Origin of the sequence: Pseudomonas sp. S31 (genome assembly GCF_016648105.1) — a bacterium.
Taxonomy (GTDB): Bacteria; Pseudomonadota; Gammaproteobacteria; order Pseudomonadales; family Pseudomonadaceae; genus Aquipseudomonas.
Window position 1 is genome coordinate 1 of the sequence record NZ_JACVVE010000032.1, and the last position, 16,702, is coordinate 16,702.

General features: G+C 64.4%; 15 protein-coding genes. 3 read left to right on the forward strand and 12 right to left on the reverse strand.

Annotated elements, in window-relative coordinates:
• Window positions 1-79: 79 nt before the first annotated feature.
• Window positions 80-532, reverse strand: a complete 453-nt coding sequence (locus IAE37_RS21070; protein WP_201176611.1) for an Lrp/AsnC family transcriptional regulator — start codon at window positions 530-532, stop codon at window positions 80-82.
• A 110-nt stretch (window positions 533-642) separates the two neighbouring features.
• Here IAE37_RS21070 and IAE37_RS21075 point away from each other — a divergent pair, with 110 nt between their 5' ends.
• Window positions 643-1,257, forward strand: a complete 615-nt coding sequence (locus IAE37_RS21075) for a LysE family translocator (RefSeq protein WP_201176613.1) — start codon at window positions 643-645, stop codon at window positions 1,255-1,257.
• A gap of 110 nt (window positions 1,258-1,367) precedes the next feature.
• Window positions 1,368-3,539 carry an ATP-binding protein gene (locus IAE37_RS21080; protein ID WP_201176616.1) on the forward strand — a complete coding sequence of 724 codons (2,172 nt, stop codon included), beginning with the start codon at window positions 1,368-1,370 and terminating at the stop codon, window positions 3,537-3,539.
• A gap of 17 nt (window positions 3,540-3,556) precedes the next feature.
• Here the strand turns inward: IAE37_RS21080 and IAE37_RS21085 are convergent, their stop codons facing one another.
• The 10 genes from IAE37_RS21085 to IAE37_RS21130 form a co-directional block, all read right to left on the reverse strand.
• Entirely contained in the window at window positions 3,557-5,743 is a 2,187-nt protein-coding gene (locus IAE37_RS21085) for a GAF domain-containing hybrid sensor histidine kinase/response regulator (RefSeq protein WP_201176618.1), read from the reverse strand.
• 75 nt (window positions 5,744-5,818) lie between these two features.
• The gene (locus tag IAE37_RS21090; RefSeq protein WP_201176619.1) at window positions 5,819-6,382 is read right to left on the reverse strand and encodes an NUDIX hydrolase; all 564 of its coding nucleotides are present in this window, start codon (window positions 6,380-6,382) and stop codon (window positions 5,819-5,821) included.
• A gap of 21 nt (window positions 6,383-6,403) precedes the next feature.
• On the reverse strand, window positions 6,404-7,150 hold the full coding sequence (locus IAE37_RS21095) for a GntR family transcriptional regulator (protein WP_201176620.1): 747 nt from the start codon (window positions 7,148-7,150) through the stop codon (window positions 6,404-6,406).
• Between the two features lie 89 nt (window positions 7,151-7,239).
• On the reverse strand, window positions 7,240-7,629 hold the full coding sequence (locus IAE37_RS21100) for a carboxymuconolactone decarboxylase family protein (protein WP_152957680.1): 390 nt from the start codon (window positions 7,627-7,629) through the stop codon (window positions 7,240-7,242).
• Window positions 7,630-7,763: 134 nt separating this feature from the next.
• A complete protein-coding gene (locus tag IAE37_RS21105; protein ID WP_201176621.1) occupies window positions 7,764-8,249 on the reverse strand; it encodes a flavin reductase family protein in 486 nt (161 codons plus the stop codon).
• A gap of 14 nt (window positions 8,250-8,263) precedes the next feature.
• Window positions 8,264-9,745 (reverse strand): aldehyde dehydrogenase, encoded by a 1,482-nt coding sequence (locus tag IAE37_RS21110; protein ID WP_201176622.1) that lies wholly within the window; start codon window positions 9,743-9,745, stop codon window positions 8,264-8,266.
• On the reverse strand, window positions 9,742-10,575 hold the full coding sequence (locus IAE37_RS21115) for an alpha/beta fold hydrolase (protein WP_201176623.1): 834 nt from the start codon (window positions 10,573-10,575) through the stop codon (window positions 9,742-9,744). The genes IAE37_RS21110 and IAE37_RS21115 overlap by 4 nt, the downstream gene beginning before the upstream one ends.
• A gap of 65 nt (window positions 10,576-10,640) precedes the next feature.
• Window positions 10,641-11,237 (reverse strand): amino acid synthesis family protein, encoded by a 597-nt coding sequence (locus IAE37_RS21120; RefSeq protein ID WP_016715710.1) that lies wholly within the window; start codon window positions 11,235-11,237, stop codon window positions 10,641-10,643.
• Between the two features lie 322 nt (window positions 11,238-11,559).
• Window positions 11,560-12,600: an LLM class flavin-dependent oxidoreductase gene (locus IAE37_RS21125; protein WP_201176624.1), complete on the reverse strand. Its 1,041-nt coding sequence runs from the start codon at window positions 12,598-12,600 to the stop codon at window positions 11,560-11,562.
• A 75-nt stretch (window positions 12,601-12,675) separates the two neighbouring features.
• The gene (locus IAE37_RS21130; RefSeq protein ID WP_201176625.1) at window positions 12,676-13,161 is read right to left on the reverse strand and encodes a flavin reductase family protein; all 486 of its coding nucleotides are present in this window, start codon (window positions 13,159-13,161) and stop codon (window positions 12,676-12,678) included.
• Between the two features lie 317 nt (window positions 13,162-13,478).
• Here IAE37_RS21130 and IAE37_RS21135 point away from each other — a divergent pair, with 317 nt between their 5' ends.
• A complete protein-coding gene (locus IAE37_RS21135) occupies window positions 13,479-14,885 on the forward strand; it encodes a purine-cytosine permease family protein (RefSeq protein ID WP_201176627.1) in 1,407 nt (468 codons plus the stop codon).
• 156 nt (window positions 14,886-15,041) lie between these two features.
• On the opposite strand, the gene IAE37_RS21140 is transcribed toward IAE37_RS21135, so the two are convergent.
• Window positions 15,042-16,667, reverse strand: a complete 1,626-nt coding sequence (locus tag IAE37_RS21140) for a methyl-accepting chemotaxis protein (RefSeq protein WP_201176630.1) — start codon at window positions 16,665-16,667, stop codon at window positions 15,042-15,044.
• Window positions 16,668-16,702: the final 35 nt, after the last annotated feature.

A 16,702-nucleotide genomic window follows, 5' to 3' on the forward strand; every position in this document is an offset into this window, starting at 1 on the left:
GGTAAACCCGCTCCTCCAGGATCTCATTTCCCGTGTAGGAGCGGGTTTACCCGCGAAGAGGCCGGCACTGGAAAAAAATCTACATCGGCAACAGCCGATCCTGAATCACCTCTTTCATCACCAGCGTCGAACTCAGCCGTTTCACATTGGGAATGCTGGTCAACTGTTCGTCGTACAGCTTCTGGAACGCCGGCAGGTCCTTGGCCACCACATGCAGCAGGTAGTCCGGGTCGCCGAACAGCCGCTGCGCCTCGACGATCTGCGGGATCTCGCCCAGTGCCGCCTCGAAATCCGCCACCGGCTGGCGGGTCACCTCGCGCAGGGTCACGAATACCAGCGCGGCGAAGTTCAACCCCAGCGCCGCCGGGGCCAGGCGCGCGTGGTAGCCGAGGATGGCGCCGGACTCCTCCAGTGCCTTGAGCCGCCGATGGCAGGGCGACAGGCTCAGGCCCACGCGTTCGGCCAGGTCGGTCACGGACAGGCGCCCGTCTTTTTGCAGTTCGGCAAGGATCTTGCGGTCGGTGCGGTCCATTGAGAAGAATCTTCCAGTGATTGGTGAATGAGAGGCAATATACGAAAGAAATTCCCCGCGCGAAATGCGTAGGCTTTCTTCACGTACCCGCCCCGTGAAGGAAGACCCAAGTGGCAATCAGTGTATTGACGGCGTTCTGGGCCGTATCGATGTTGTTCGTCATCACCCCCGGTGCCGACTGGGCCTATGCCATATCGGCAGGCATGCGCGGGCGTTGGGTGATGCCTGCAGTGGCGGGGATGCTCTCCGGGCACTTGCTGGCGACCCTGGTGGTAGCGGCTGGGGTGGGTAGCCTGATCGCCGGCCATCCACTGGCGCTGACCCTGCTGACCATGGCCGGTGCCTGCTATCTGGTCTGGCTCGGTGGCAACCTGATGCTCAGCCCGGCAGTGCCGCAAGCTGCGCGCAGCGAGGCGGGCGAGACAGGCTCGCGCTGGGCGTTCAAGGGTTTCTGCGTGAGTGGCCTCAACCCCAAGGTGTTCCTGCTGTTCCTGGCCCTGCTGCCGCAGTTCACCGACCCGCAGTCGAATTGGCCGTTGCCGCTGCAGATCCTGCTGCTGGGCCTGGTGCACCTGTGTAGCTCGTTGATCGTCTATTCGCTGGTGGGCTATGGCGCCAAGGCGGTGCTCGCCAGCCGACCGCAAGCCGCCAGGTGGGTAGGCCGGGTATCGGGGGCGGCGATGATCCTGGTCGCCGTGGGTCTGGTGGCGGCGCAGATAGGCTAGCCGCTGAACGGGACGTTCCGTTGATCGTTTTGCCGCAGCGGGTGGAACGATTTGTTTAACGCGCATCTCCTATCCACAGATGGATGGCAATGTGCTCGGGACGCCCAGAAATGGTATTGCTGCAACAACCAGAAACCGACCTCGCTGACCCTAAGCTGAGCTTCCTGTCCAACGGGGGAGCCATCGGTCACCTGCTGCGTGCGATGGACTGGAGCGAATCGCCCCTGGGCCCACCTGCCGGTTGGTCCCCGCACCTGCAAGCGGTGATGGCCACGCTACTGCCGGCCCAGGCCCAGTTCGTGCTGTTCTGGGGCAGTGCCTACGTGGCGCTGTACAACGAAGCCTACGCACCGACCATCGGCACCAAGCATCCCCACGCCCTGGGGCAGCCTGCGCAGGAACACTGGAAGGAACTGTGGGATGACCTCGAACCGCTGCTGCGCGGCGTGCGCGAGACCGGCCAGACCTATGCGGCCAAGGACCGGGCCTTCTACATCGAACGTCGTGGGTTGGGCGAGACCGTGTACTTCGATGTGTCCTATTCCGCCGTACGCGAGGCCGACGGCTCGGTCGGCGGCGTACTGTGCCTGGTGACCGACACCACCGAGCGGGTGCGCTTCCAGCAGCACCAGGCGTTCTTGCTGGAGTTGGGCCAGACCTTGCCGGGCCTTGGCGAAGCAGAACGGATCGAAGCCTATACGGTGCGCCGCCTGGCCGAGCAGATGGGCGCGGCGCGGGTGTGCTTTGGCGAGGACCTGGGAGATGACATCAGCTTCCGGGTCACCCAGGATTGGGCCGAGGGCGTGCCGTCGCTGGTTGGCCAGCACTGCTACCAGGCATTCGGCAGCACCTTGCGCGAGCAGTTGCTGGCGGGGCAGGTGGTGCAGCAGGCATACGACGGCACGATGGCGCAACAGACCGGACTGAGCGCATCCCTGCATGTTCCGGTGTTGCGCGCCGGGCGCCTGGAGGCGATGCTGGGGGTGCATTTTTGCGCGCCGCGCCAGTGCCACGAGGACGAATGCCAACTACTGGAAGAAGCCGCCAAGCAGGCCTGGGCGGCCATCTCCCATGCCCGCGCCGAGCGCGCGCTGCACCTGCTCAACGAAAACCTCGAGGAGCGCGTGGTGGCGGCCCTCGCCGAGCGTGAGGCGGCGCTGCAGCAACTGCACGAGGCGCACAAGCTGGAAATGATCGGCCAGTTGACCGGCGGCATCGCCCACGACCTCAACAACATGCTCACACCGATCATCGCCTCGTTCGAGCTGATGCGCCGCCACCCTCATTCCGAGCGTGCGCCGCGCCTGATCGATGGCGGCCTGCAAGCGGCCGAGCGCGCGCGCAACCTGGTCGGGCGCCTGCTCAGCTTTGCCCGACGCCAGACCCTGAAGCCACAGGCGATCTCGTTGGCAGCGCTGGTCGAGGACATGCGCGAGCTGATGGCGCGCTCACTCGGCCCGACCATCACCGTGCAGTTGCAGCTCGACCCGGCCTTGCCGGCGGTGGTGGTCGACCCACACCAGCTGGAACTGGCCCTGCTCAACCTGGTGGTCAATGCCCGCGACGCCATGGCCGATGGCGGCACATTGCGCATTGCCGCCGGCGTCGGCAGCGGCGGGCCGGCTGTTCCCCCTGGGCTGGCGGCAACGACCCAGGCCTGGCTGCAAGTCAGCGACAGTGGTTGTGGCATGGACGAGGAGCAATTGCGTCGCTGTGTCGAGCCGTTCTATTCGACCAAGGGCGTGGGCAAGGGCACTGGCCTGGGCCTGCCGATGGTCCAGGGCCTGGCCATGCAGTCGGGCGGTGGCTTCGCCATTCGTTCCCGCCCTGGTCAGGGCACCGAGGCGACCCTGTGGTTGCCGGTCAGTGAGGGCGCCGCGACTTCTCCGGTCAGTGCGCCGGTCGAATTGCCGTTGGCCGAGCGCTGCAGCCGGGTACTGCTGGTGGATGACGAGGCCATCGTCCGCCACGCCACGGCATTGCAACTGGCCGACCTGGGTTATGAGGTGGTCGAGGCGTCCAGCGCTGGCGCTGCGCTGCAGTTGGTGGAGCAGGGGCTGCGCGCTGATGTGCTGGTGACCGACCACATCATGGCCGACATGACCGGCGTGCGCTTCGCCCAGAGCCTGCGGCTGCGTCAACCCGAGCTACCGGTGCTGATCATCACCGGCTACGCCAACCTCACCCCCCGTGAGCTGAAGGGCTTCGAGGTATTGCGCAAGCCGTTTCGCGGCGAGGAACTGGCACATAGCCTGGCGCACTTGCTGGCGCCCAGAGGCTAGGGTTCTTGGTACAAACGCTAGTCGTTCAACACCGCGCCCAGTGCCTGGCAGACCTGCTCGGCCGAATAGGGCTTGGCCAGGAAGGCAAATCCCTGATGGCCACCTTCGGCGATTGCATCGCTGTAGCCTGAGGTGAGGATCACCGGCAGCGTCGGTCGGCGCTCACGCAGTATCCTGGCCAGTGCGAGTCCGCCCATGCCCGGCATCAGCACGTCGGAAAACACCGCGTCGAACCGATCGTCGTCATCGGCCAACTGCAGCAGCGCCTCTTCGCCCGAGTTCGCCCAGCACACCTGATAGCCGTGATCTTCGAGAATCTGGGCGATGAACCGGCCTACCTCAGGGTTGTCCTCTACCACCAGGATGTGCCTGTGCGTCGGGGCCGCCTGGGGCTGCGTCGGGTGCTCGAGTGGCTTGAGAGGTTGCTCGGCCGGTGCCGCCACCTGCGGCAGGTACAGGGTGAACTCGGTGCCTGCGCCCGGCGTGCTGAGCACCTGTACGTCGCCACCGGACTGCTTGGCGAAGCCAAACACCTGGGACAAGCCCAGGCCCGTACCCTCGCCGGGCGCCTTGGTGGTGAAGAAGGGATCGAAGATCCGATCCAGCAGATCACTGCCAATGCCCACGCCGCTGTCGCGCAGCGATATCGCCACGAAGGGGCCGGCCTGCGCAGGCTGGCCACGCAGGCTGGGCAGGCGCTGGGCAGGCAGCAGGCTCAGGTGCAGGGTGCCCTGGCCACTCATGGCGTCGCGGCCATTGAGCATCAGGTTGATGACGGCGGTTTCCAGTTGGCTGAGGTCGGCGTGGACGTAGCACGGTGCCTGGGGCAAGGTCAGGGCGACGTGGATCCGGGCACCGGTGGTGGTGTCGAGCATCTCGGCGATGGCCTGCAACCGCTCGCCGGCCTCGAACACTTCCGGGCTCAAGGCCTGGCGCCGGGCGAAGGCGAGCAGTTGGCCGGTCAGCTTGGCGCCGCGGTCGACCGTATCGGACACAGTCTTGAGGTAGCGCTGGCGCAGCGGTTCATCAAGATTGGCGCGCTGCAGGAAGTGCAGCGATGAGCGGATGATGGTCAGCAGGTTGTTGAAGTCGTGGGCCACGCCGCCCGTCAACTGGCCGATGGCCTCGAGCTTCTGGGTCTGGCGCAGCACAGCCTCGGTATGTTGCAACTGGGCGGTACGTTCCTCGACCCGCTGTTCCAGGGTCGAGTTCAGCCCTTCCAGTGCCGCCATGGCGTCGCGCAGCTCGGCATTGGCCTGGACCGGCTGGATGTGCGCCCAGCAGCGCTCGGTGACGTGGCCGATCAACGATTGCTCGTAGGCGCTCCAGGTCCGCGGTTGCTTGTCGTGGATGGCCATCAGCGCGGTCAGGCGCCCGCCCTTGATCAACGGCATGCAAACGACCGCGGTGATGCCCATGGCCTGGAAGGTCGCCGCCTCGCTGGCGGCGATTTCCTGCAGGTTGTCGTTGATCACCAGTGGCAGGCCTGCCTTCAGGCGTTGCACCGCCAGCGCGCCGAAGTCGGCCAGGCGGTACTGGCCAAGCAAGTGCGGGGAGCCCGGCGCCACCCAGTCACCGCAGATGATGAAGCCGTCTTCGTCCGGGTCCATCACCGCATAGGCGCAACTGGACAAGCGCAGGTGCTCGCCGAGCAGGCGTGTGGTGATGGCCATGATCTGGTCGGCGTCGGTGGCGCTGTCCACGGCCCGGCTCAGATTGTCGAGAAAGCTCAAGCGTTGGTTGGCGAGCACGCTGGCGGTGGTTTCGGTCACGGTATCGATCAAGCCCAGCACATTGCCGTCCTGGTCACGGATCGGGCTGTAGCAGAAGGTGAAATAGGCGCGCTCGGGGGCGCCGTTGCGGTCGATGGTCAGCGGGAAATCCTGGATGAACACGGCCTCGCCGGCCAGGGCGCGCTCGGCGATGCTGCGGATCTCGTTCCATGCCTCCTGCCAGATTTCGCTGAAGGGCCGGCCCAACGCCAGTGGCTTGTTGCCGAGGATGGGGGCGAACGCATCGTTGTGCAGGGTGAGCAGGTCAGGCCCCCACATCACCGCCTGGGGGAAATGCGAGCCCATGCACAGCGCGACGGTGGTCTTGAGCACATCGGGCCACTGTTCCAGCGGGCCGAGGGGCGTGGCGGCCCAGTCGTGGTTGCGTATGCGCTCGGCCATCGCGCCGCCGCCGTCTAGCCATCTAGCCATGTGCTTTGCCGAATCCTTGCCTTGGGCTTACTAGAGTGCACTGTCAGCCAGCTGCTTTACCAGCGCCGCGACGGCTCAGCGCATGAAATGCACCTTGCCGGTGTCGTCATTGCCCATGTAAATGCCATACACCCCGGCCTGGCGTTCGAGGATATACCGCTCGAGGATCTGGCGGATGGCCGGGTAGTAGATTTCTTCCCAGGGGATCTCGTCGGGCTCGAAGAACTTGTAGGCCAGGGTCTCGGGCCCATACTGCCCGGTTTCCTCGGTGGCGATGGCGCGAAAGATGATGTACACCTCGCTGATCTGCGGCACGCTGAAGATCGAGTAGGGCGAGACGATTTCGCCACGCACGCCGCTTTCTTCCCAGACTTCACGCAGCGCCGCCTGTTCGGTGGTTTCTCCGGCTTCCATGAAGCCGGCCGGCAGGGTCCAGGTGCCCGGGCGGGGAGGGATGGCACGCTGGCACAGCAGGTACTTGCCTTCGCGCTCGATGATGCAGCCGGCGATGATCTTCGGGTTGATGTAGTGGATGTAGCCGCAGCCGGTGCAGTGCAGGCGCTCGTGGGTGTCGCCTGTGGGAACGCCCCGAGCCAGTTCCGTGGTGCAGTGTGGGCAGTAGCGCGGGGCGTTGGGCATGGTCAGCGGCCTATACGGGTCTTAGATACGTGGGTCCTTAAGGGCCAGGGGCTCGACCATGTCGCGCACCTTGGTGTTGCCGTCCTGCTTCTGGCGCAGGTAGTCCAGGGCCACCTTGGCGGCGGCGCGGACGTGATCGACCGAAGCCTGGTGGGCCACCAGCGGGTCGCCCCCCTTGATCGCCTCGACGATCTTTTCCATCTCACGGTTGCTGGCGCCGCGGCGGTTCTCCTGCGACACCGAGGTGGCGCGCAGGTAGCTGATGCGCGCTTGCAACTGGCGCAACTGCTGGGCCGCGACCTGGTTGCCGGAGCCTTCCAGGAGCACATCGTAGAAGCCTTGCACCGAATCCAGCACTTGTTGCAGCTCGCCTTCTTCCAGGGCTTCGCGGTTGACCTCCAGCGCACGCTCCAGGGCACGGATGTCCTTGGCCTTGGCGTTGAGGGTGAACAGCTGGACGATCAGGCCTTCGAGCACGCAGCGCAATTCGTAGATGTCGCGGGCGTCTTCAAGGGTGATGATGGCCACGCGCGGGCCCTTGGCGTCGGCGAACTCCACCAGCCCTTCAGACTCGAGGTGGCGCAGGGCCTCGCGGACCGAGGTGCGGCTGACGCCGAGACGGTCGCAGAGGTCGCGCTCGACCAGGCGGTCGCCAGGCAGCAGGTGGAAGTTCATGATCGCGCCACGCAGCTTGTCGAGCACGATTTCACGCAGGGTAACGGGGTTGCGGTTGACCTTGAAGCTGTCGTCGAGGGGCTGGCGTTTCATCAAGTGCGCTCTGAATGAGGCTGTACGCAGCCAGGGCCGGAGCACCGCGAACCACGGGTGCTCCTTGCAATGGTTCGAACAGCCCGCTGTTAACGGGTTGACTCCGCGTCGGCTTCGGCGAACGCTTCGCGGGCCAGGCGGAAACTGTCCACCGCCGCAGGCACGCCGCAATAAATGCCAACTTGGAGCAGGATCTCGCGAATCTGTTCACGGCTCAGGCCATTACGCAAGGCGCCGCGGATGTGCAGCTTGAGCTCGTGGGGCCGGTTGAGCGCGGAAATCATGGCCAAGTTTATCATGCTGCGCTCTTTCAGCGAGAGGCCTTCGCGGCCCCAGACGTGGCCCCAGCAGTACTCGGTCACCAGTTCCTGCAGGGGTTTGGTGAATTCGTCGGCGTTCTGGATCGAGCGATTGACGTATTCCTCGCCCAGCACCTGGGTGCGGATCTGCAGGCCTTTCTCGTACTTTTCATTGCTCATGCGCAGTACTCCGGAATTGAAACAGGGACATCGGTGTTGGCTTCTTCGCGGGTAAGCCCGCTCCTACAGGGAGGACCAATGCAATACCTGTAGGAGCGGGTTTACCCGCGAAGAAGCCAACACCGATTTCAGGTTCAGCCCAGCGGCGGCAGGCCGCCCAGCTTGCCCTTGTGGTACACCATGGGCGTCACCGGCTCGGCCGGCAGCACCAGGTTCTTCACCGCGCCGACGATGATCGCATGATCGCCACCGTCGTATTCGCGCCACAGTTCGCATTCGATGATCGCCGTCGCCTTGGGCAGCAGAGGGTTACCCAGCTCGCTCAGGTGCCACTCGATGCCTTTGGCCTTGTCCTTGCCCTTGCCGGCGAAGGCGTAAGCCTCGGCGGTCTGGTCGGCGGACAGCAGGTGGATCGCGAAGCGCTTGCTGTCACGCAGGATCGGGTAGGTGTCGGAGGCGTAGTTGGGGCAGAACAGCACCAGCGCCGGGTCGATCGACAGCGCGCTGAAGGCGCTGGCGGTGATGCCGACGATGCCGCCGTCGGCGTCCAGGGTGGTGACCACCGTGACGCCGGACGGGAAGGAGCCCATCACGTCTTTGTAGATGCCGGGTTCGATCATTTTCGTGCTACCTCTCAGCGCATCACAAACGGGTCGGGCATCGGCGCGGTGGACAGGTTGATCCACACGGTCTTCAGCTCGGTATAGGCGAGCACCGAGTCGATGCCGCTCTCGCGGCCGTAGCCGCTGTTCTTGAAGCCCCCGATCGGCGCCATGGCCGAGACCGCGCGGTAGGTGTTGACCCAGATGATCCCGGACCGCACGTCACGGGCCAGGCGATGGGCGCGGCCCAGGTCGCGGGTCCAGATACCGGCGGCCAGGCCGAACTGCGAGTCGTTGGCGATTTCCAGGGCCTCTTCCTCGGTCTTGAAGCGGATCACCGCAGCGACCGGGCCGAACACCTCTTCCTGCATGATGGTCATCGAATTGCTGTCGCACTCGAACAGGGTAGGCTCGTAGAACCAACCGTCACCCTCGACTTCGGCGCGCTTGCCACCCATGTGCAGCTTGGCGCCCTCGGCCTTGGCCGCCGCGACCAGGCCTTCGACCACCGCCAGCTGTTGCGCGGTGGCCATGGGGCCCATCTCGCTGGCGTCGTCCTGTGGGTTGCCGATGCGGATGCGCTTGGCGCGGGCGATCAGGCGCTCGACGAACTCATCGAAGATCTCGTCCTGCACCAGCAGGCGCGAGCCTGCCACGCAGCTTTGCCCCGAGGCGGCGTAGATGCCTGCCACCGCGCCATTGATGGCGCTGTCCAGGTCGGCGTCGGCGAAGATGATGTTGGGCGACTTGCCGCCTAGCTCGAGCGACAGCTTGGCGAAATTCTCAGCGCTGCTGCGTACCACGTGGCGGGCAGTGGCGGCGCCGCCGGTGAAGGCGATCTTGCGTACCAGCGGGTGGCGGGTGAGGGCGGCGCCGGTGCTCGGGCCGTAGCCGGTGACGACGTTGACCACGCCCGCCGGGAAGCCGGCCTCCAGAGCCAGGCGGGCCAGTTCGAGGATGGTCGCCGAAGCGTGCTCGGAAGGCTTGAGCACGATGGTGTTGCCGGCGGCCAGGGCCGGGGCGAGTTTGATCGCGGTCAGGTACAGGGGGCTGTTCCACGGGATGATCCCGGCCACCACGCCTATCGGCTCGTGCACGGTGTAGGCGAACAGGTCTGGTTTATCCAGCGGCAGAGTGCCGCCTTCGAGCTTGTCGGCCAGGCCTGCGGTGTAATGGAAGAACTCCGGCAGGTAACCGACCTGGCCGCGGGTCTCGCGGATCAGCTTGCCGTTGTCACGGCTTTCCAGCTGCGCCAGGTGTTCCTTGTTCTCGGCGATCAGGTCACCCAGGCGACGCAGCAGTTTGCCGCGCGCGGTGGCGCTGATGCTGCGCCAGGCCTTGCTGTCGAAGGCGCGTTGGGCGGCCTGCACGGCCAGTTCGACATCGGCTTCGTCGGCGTCGGGCAGTTGCGCCCAGGCCTGGGCAGTGGCCGGGTTGAGGCTGTCGAAGGTCTTGCCGCTCTGGGCATCGAGCCATTGGCCGTCGATGCACATCTGGAAACGAACGAGGGTCATGCAACAATCCCCTTGGCGGATTCGGTGAGGGTGCGGGCTTCCTTGAGGAAGTCCAGCAGCATCTTGTTGACTTCACGCGGAGCTTCGACCGGCATCATATGCCGTTGCTCGGCGAGGACCACGCTTCGCGCGCCAGGAATGCTGGCGGCCAGTTGGCGGGTCATGGCCGGGGTGGAGCCGGCGTCGAGTTCCCCGGTGGCGATCAGCGTCGGCACCTGGATGCTGCCCAGGTCGCCTGCGCGGTACATGTCCTGGGTGGCGAACAGCGAATACGTGGTGTGGTAGCCCTGCGGGTCGTTGTTCGCCAGCACCTGGCGAATCGCCGCGACCTGGGCCGGGTTGGCGGCCTTGTATTCACGGCTGAACCAGCGATCCAGTGCGGCGTCGACGTTGGCGTCGGGCCCCTGTTCAGCCGCCTGGGCGGCGCGGGCGATGACCCCGGCACTCTGCTCGGGGGTGCGGTTGAACACGCTGTTGAGCACCACCAGCGCGGCCAGGCGCTGCGGGTAGTGGAGGGCGAAGGCGCGAGCGACCAGGCCACCCATGGAGAAACCGATCACGGTGGCCTGCTTGATCTGCAGGTGGTCGAGCAGTTCGGCGAGCTGGGCGGCGTAGCCTTCCAGGCCGGTGTCGGCAGCAGGCAGCGCGCTCTGGCCGTGGCCGAGCATGTCGTAGGCGATGACGCGGTAGTCGTTGGCCAGGCCGACGAACTGCCCGCCCCACATTTCCTTGTTCAGGCCCACGCCGTGGATCAGTACCACGGGTTGGCCATGGCCTTGGTCCAGATAGCTGGTCCCGGCCGGTGTACGTTCAGCGACAGGCTGAATCATGGAGGGCGCTCCTTGAAGGTCGGGCGTGGCGCTTGCACGCAACGCCCCGGCCCGTCTGGTTGTCGTTATTGAGCGTTGGCTTTCTCGGCAGCCAGTTCTTCCAGGTCGATGTAGCGGTTGCCGATGCGTGGGTGCAGGCGGCCGCCGTCGGCAGCGCCCAGGACCACGACGATCTCGTCGGCACGTGGGGCGTCTTCGATCTGCATTTCCAGGGTGATGTAGTGCGAACGCAGGCCTTCGTCGTCCTTCTGCATCATCGGGATCTGGATCGAGGTGCCCGGGCCGCCGCGTTTGTTGGTGAAGCTCAGGTAGCTCTTGGCCTGTACCGCTTCGCGGTAGTGGTTGCCGAAGCGCAGGGTGTGGATCACCGCGGAGGCGTGCTCGATCTCGCCGTCGGCACCGACCACGGCAGCCTTGCCGTAGGCCTCAATCTTGTCGGCACCGCCGATGGCGGCAGTCAGGCGCTCGACCATCAGGGCACCCAGGTCCGAGCAGTTGGCGCGGATTTCCGGCTTCAGATCTTCAACGAAACCGCGACCGGCCCATGGGTTCTTGATCACGACGGCCAGGCCGACCATGGTCACCGGTTTGTCGGTGGCCTTGCCGCCTTCGATGCGGGTCTCTTCGGAGTAGGTGACGATCTTGCGGATTTCGAAACTCATGGGTGGCTCCTGGTGAGGGTTATCAGCTCTTGTTGTCTGATGGTATACCATAATATTTGTTGCGCAAGAGGGGGGTCGAAAAATCTCTTGCTGGGGGACGAAAGGTGGGCTGATCCCCTGAATTCTCTGGTGTCTGTGCTGGCCTCTTCGCGGGTGAACCCGCTCCTACAGGTGCGCCGAAGCCCTGACGGTATGTGCTGTACCTGTAGGAGCGGGTTCACCCGCGAAGGGGCCAGCACAGACACCACAAAAAAGCCCGCTCACGCAGGCCACAAGGCCCACGGGAGCGGGCGCGTCCCGCAACGACTCAGGTAATGGGAATTCAGGCGAACGCCGGCACCACTTCCTTGATGAACAGCTCGAGCGACTTCTTCTTCTCGGCGTGAGGCAGGCTGTTGTCGCACCAGAAGCTGAACTCGTCGACGCCCAGTTCCTGGTAGTACTTGATCCGCGCGATGATCTCTTCCGGCGTGCCGATCATGGTGTTCTTGCGGATGTTCTCCAACTGGAATGCCGGCACCTCGGCGAACTTCGACTCAGGGCTTGGCTCGAGGAAGCCATTGACCGGGGTGGTCTTGTTGCCGAACCAGGCATCGAAGGTGCGGTAGAAGCGCGAGATGGCTTGGGCGCCGACCTTCCAGCCGTCGGGCTCGGCCGGGCTGTGCACGTGGGTGTGGCGCAGCACCATCAGTTGCGGGCGCGGCACGTCCGGGTTGTTGTCGCAGGCGGCCTGGAACTTGTTCTTCAGGTCCAGCACTTCTTCGTCGCCCTTCATCAACGGGGTGACCATGACGTTGCAGCCGTTGGCCACGGCGAAGTTGTGCGAGTCCGGGTCGCGCGCGGCGATCCACATCGGCGGGGTGGCGTTGAACGGTTTCGGTACGCTGGTGGAGGTCGGGAACTTGTAGACTTCGCCTTCATGGGCGTAGTCGCCTTCCCACAGTTTGCGCACCAACGGCACCATTTCACGCAGGGCCTTGCCGCCGTCGGTGGCCGGCATGCCATTGGCCATGCGGTCGAATTCGAACTGGTAGGCGCCACGGGCCAGGCCCACTTCCATGCGACCGTTGCTGATCACGTCGAGCAGGGCGCATTCGCCGGCGACGCGGATCGGGTTCCAGAACGGCGCGATGATGGTGCCGGCACCCAGGCGGATCTTCTCGGTGCGCGCGGCCAGGTAGGCCAGCAGCGGCATCGGGCTTGGCGAGATGGTGTATTCCATGGCGTGGTGTTCGCCGATCCACACGGTGCTGAAACCGCCGTGCTCGGCCATCAGGGTCAGTTCGGTCAGGTCTTCGAACAGCTGGCGGTGGCTGACCTGTTCATCCCAACGTTCCATGTGCACGAACAACGAAAATTTCATGGGGCATTCCTCAACGCTTGAAAGTGTCAGGCGCCGGCCAGGGCAGGCGCCAGGTGTCTCGATTCAGGATAGGCTTCAGGCGAAGGCCGGCAGGCTGGCCATCTTGCCGCGGCAGTAGACCATCGGCCGTGGGGCTTCTTCAGGGACGATCAGGTTGTGCACCTTGCCGACCATGATGGCGTGGTCGCCACCTTCGTATTCGCGCCACAGTTCGCATTCGATGACGGCGGTGGCGCCGGCCAGGATGGGGTTGCCCAGCCCGCTCAAGGACCACTCGATGCCAGCGGCCTTGTCCTTGCCCTTTTTCGCGAACGCATAGGCCTGGGCCTGCTGTTCACCGGAGAGCAGGTGAATGGCGAAGCGCTTCTGCTTGATCAGCACGGGGTAGGAGTCGGAGGTGTAGTTGGGGCAGAACAGCACCAGCGGCGGGTCCATCGACAGGGAGGAAAAGGCGCTGGCGGTCAGGCCGACGACCGAGCCGTCGTCGTCCAGGGTGGTGATGACGGTAACGCCGGACGGGAAGGAGCCCAGGACGTTCTTGTAGACGGTTGCGTCGATCATCTGAAAGTACCTCTAAAAGGCTGCGGTGGTCCGCGGTTTTTATCGTTGATGTGTCTGATGGTATACCGTAATACCTATTTTGCAAGCGGAATTTTCAGCCCTGGTTTTTCACGATGAACGGCTCAACGCCGCGTAAACCGTGGGGTCGAGCGGTGAGACGGTTTGTCGCAGGGGTTGCGCGAGCAGATCAGCGGGCGTTTTTTACTGCGGATCAGTGTTGTCAAAAGTTTGGAATACCATAATATGGTCCGCAGCTGAGAGGCCGCCTAGATGCGGTTTCCTTACAAAGATAAAAACGACCTTTCGAGCTGAATCCTATGTCCCAACCGTCGTCGCAACACCAGTTTGTCGAGAATCACACGGTCGATTACGTTCCACCTGCCGAGCGCCATGGGAAGGCGCGCGACCTGTTCACCCTCTGGTTCAGTACCAACATCGCGCCACTGCCCATCGTCACCGGCGCCATGGTGGTCCAGGTGTTCCACCTGAACCTGTTGTGGGGGCTGATCGCAATCGTGCTGGGTCATATGATCGGGGGCGTGTTCATTGCCCTTGCCTCTGCGCAGGGACCGCAGCTGGGCATTCCGCAGATGGTCCAGAGCCGTGGCCAGTTCGGTCGCTACGGCGCCTTGCTGATCGTGTTCTTCACCGCGCTGATCTATGTCGGTTTCTTCATTTCCAACATCGTCCTGGCGGGCAAGACCATCCACGGCATCGCCCCGAGCGTGCCGATGCCGGGCGCGATCGTGATCGGTGCCCTGAGTGCGACGGCCATCGGCGTGATCGGCTACCGCTTCATCCACATCCTCAACCGCATCGGGACCTGGGTGATGGGTTCGGCGCTGCTGGCCGGCTTCATCATGATGTTCGTCCAGGCGCTGCCTGCCGACTTCTTCAGTCGCGGTGCTTTCAACCTGTCGGGCTTCATCGCCACCGTGTCGCTGGGCATCATCTGGCAGATCAGCTTCTCGCCGTACACCTCCGACTACTCGCGCTACCTGCCGCGTGAAGTGGGCATCGCCAAGCCGTTTTGGGCCACCTACTTCGGTGCCACGCTGGGCACCATCCTGTGTTTCAGCTTCGGTGCGATCGCGGTGCTGTGCGTGCCGGAAGGCACCGACGCGATGGACGCGGTCAAGCAGGCCACCGGCTGGCTGGGTCCGATCCTGATGGTGCTGTTTCTGTTCAACATCATCAGCCACAACGCCCTCAACCTGTATGGCGCGGTGCTTTCGATCGTCACCGCGATCCAGACCTTCATCGCCGAGTGGACGCCGAGCATCAAGGTACGGGTGATCCTGGCGTCGGTCATCCTGGTGGGTTGCGCGATGGTGGCGTTGAATGCCTCGGCAGGCTTCATCGGCCAGTTCATCGGCCTGATCCTGGCACTGCTGCTGGTGTTGGTGCCGTGGGCTTCGATCAACCTGATCGACTTCTACCTGATCAAGAAGGGCCAGTACGACATCGCATCGATCTTCCGTGCCGACGGCGGTATCTATGGCCGCTTCAACCACCACGCGATCATTGCCTATGCCTGCGGCATCCTGGTGCAGTTGCCGTTTGCCAACACGTCGCTGTATGTGGGGCCGTATTCGAACATCGTCGAAGGGGCCGACCTTTCGTGGCTGTTCGGGCTGTTGGTGACGGTGCCGCTGTACTACTGCCTGGCGACTCGCGGCAAGGCGGCGGAGAAGGTGGGGCGGGTTGTGAGCGTCAACGACTGATCGATTGTTGTTGCGTTAACTGGGGCTGCTTTGCAGCCCTTCGCGGCACAAGGCCGCTCCTACAGGTATCGCGCAGATATCTGGGATGTGCGCGGTACCTTGTAGGAGCGGCCTTGTGCCGCGAAGGGCCGCAAAGCGGCCCCGCTGTTCACAAGTTCAAACCTTGAACTGCGCCACCATGCCGTTCAAATCCACCGCCAACCGCGACAAATCCTGCGCCGCCGCACTGGTCTGGTTCGCCCCCGCTGATGTCTGCATCGCCAGGTCGCGGATATTCACCAGGTTACGATCCACCTCTCGCGCCACCTGCGCCTGCTCTTCCGAGGCACTGGCGATCACCAGGTTGCGCTGGTTGATCGAGGCGATCGCCTCGGCAATCACTTCCAACGCCTGCCCAGCCCCCTGCGCCACTTCCAGGGTACCGGTCGCACGCCCCTGGCTGCTGTGCATGGCGGTTACGGCACGCTCGGTGCCGTTCTGGATGCCGGCGATCATCTGCTCGATCTCGGCGGTCGATTGCTGGGTCCGGTGGGCGAGGGCGCGCACCTCGTCGGCTACCACGGCGAAACCACGGCCCGCTTCACCGGCACGCGCCGCCTCGATCGCGGCATTGAGCGCCAGCAGGTTGGTCTGCCCGGCAATCGCCCCGATCACATCCAGCACCCGGCTGATCTCGCTGGCGTTGCTGGCCAGCTGTTCGATCTCGGCAGAGGTACCGGTCACGTCCTCGACCAGTTGCTGGATCGATGCCAGGGCCTGGTTGACCTGGTCGCGGCCATCGCGGGTGCTGTGGTCGGCGCCTTGCGAGGCATCGGCGGTGCTCACGGCATTGTTGGCCACTTCCTCGACGGCTGCGGTCATCTGGTTCACGGCCGTGGCGGCCTGGTCGATTTCTGCGCTCTGCTGATGCAGGCCGCGGCTGGTGTCCTCGGTGACGGTGTGCAGCTCTTCCGAGGCGGAGGCCAGCTGGTCGGAGGAGGCGGCGATCTTGCGGATGGTTTCGCGCAGGTTCGTCTGCATGCGGCCCAGGGCGCGTAGCAGCAAGGCAGGCTCATCGCGGCCTACCACCTGGATGTCGCGGGTCAGGTCGCCGGTGGCCACGCGCTCGGCCACGGCCACGGCTTCGGCCAACGGTCGGACGATGCTGCGGGTGAGCAGGGTGGCGATGGCGACGAGGGCCAGCACAATCACCAGCAGCGCGCCTATCAACACTTCGAATGCTTCGTCAGCCACATTGCTGCTGCGTTGCGACGCCTGCTCGGCGCCCTTGCCGTTGTAGTCGATCAACGCGGCCATGGCTTTCATCATGTTGTCAGCATACTGGCTGAGCGGGCCGCTGATCTGCTGCTCGGCTTCGGCCATGCGGTTGGCGGCGATGTCCTGCAACACCTGGGCCTGCAGGCCGACGTACTGCTGGTGGGCCGCCGTGAAGGTGTTGAAGAGGGCCCGGTCGTCGGCTGCGATGATAGTGCTGTCGTAGCTTTTCAGGCTGGTTGTCAGGCGCTGGGTGATGCCCTTGAGCATCTCAAGGTTGCGGGTGCGCTCGCGTGAGTCGTTGTCCAGTGCCGCACGCAGGGTAACGGCGCGGGCGCGACCGAGATCGGTGCTGATTTCACTGAGGGCCACCACGGCGGGTATCCAGGTGATGCGGATCTCGTCGGTGGCTTTGTCCATCTGCCGGGTTTCGTACAACGCGGTCAGGCCCATGCCCAGGACCAATACCCCCAACAAGGCAAACACACTGGCTGCGCGCGTGCCGATCTTCATGTTCCTTAAGTACATCGAATGCTCCTTGGCGATGACGTGCAGGCGTCAAG

Bases quoted from the DNA above. Each gene is read 5' to 3' on its own strand.
- IAE37_RS21120 (WP_016715710.1), bottom strand. From the start codon at position 11,237: ATGAGTTTCGAAATCCGCAAGATCGTCACCTACTCCGAAGAGACCCGC.
- IAE37_RS21115 (WP_201176623.1), bottom strand. From the start codon at position 10,575: ATGATTCAGCCTGTCGCTGAACGTACACCGGCCGGGACCAGCTATCTG.
- IAE37_RS21135 (WP_201176627.1), top strand. From the start codon at position 13,479: ATGTCCCAACCGTCGTCGCAACACCAGTTTGTCGAGAATCACACGGTC.
- IAE37_RS21090 (WP_201176619.1), bottom strand. From the start codon at position 6,382: ATGCCCAACGCCCCGCGCTACTGCCCACACTGCACCACGGAACTGGCT.
- IAE37_RS21125 (WP_201176624.1), bottom strand. From the start codon at position 12,600: ATGAAATTTTCGTTGTTCGTGCACATGGAACGTTGGGATGAACAGGTC.
- IAE37_RS21095 (WP_201176620.1), bottom strand. From the start codon at position 7,150: ATGAAACGCCAGCCCCTCGACGACAGCTTCAAGGTCAACCGCAACCCC.
- IAE37_RS21130 (WP_201176625.1), bottom strand. From the start codon at position 13,161: ATGATCGACGCAACCGTCTACAAGAACGTCCTGGGCTCCTTCCCGTCC.
- IAE37_RS21110 (WP_201176622.1), bottom strand. From the start codon at position 9,745: ATGACCCTCGTTCGTTTCCAGATGTGCATCGACGGCCAATGGCTCGAT.
- IAE37_RS21105 (WP_201176621.1), bottom strand. From the start codon at position 8,249: ATGATCGAACCCGGCATCTACAAAGACGTGATGGGCTCCTTCCCGTCC.
- IAE37_RS21080 (WP_201176616.1), top strand. From the start codon at position 1,368: ATGGTATTGCTGCAACAACCAGAAACCGACCTCGCTGACCCTAAGCTG.
- IAE37_RS21100 (WP_152957680.1), bottom strand. From the start codon at position 7,629: ATGAGCAATGAAAAGTACGAGAAAGGCCTGCAGATCCGCACCCAGGTG.
- IAE37_RS21070 (WP_201176611.1), bottom strand. From the start codon at position 532: ATGGACCGCACCGACCGCAAGATCCTTGCCGAACTGCAAAAAGACGGG.
- IAE37_RS21085 (WP_201176618.1), bottom strand. From the start codon at position 5,743: ATGGCTAGATGGCTAGACGGCGGCGGCGCGATGGCCGAGCGCATACGC.
- IAE37_RS21140 (WP_201176630.1), bottom strand. From the start codon at position 16,667: ATGTACTTAAGGAACATGAAGATCGGCACGCGCGCAGCCAGTGTGTTT.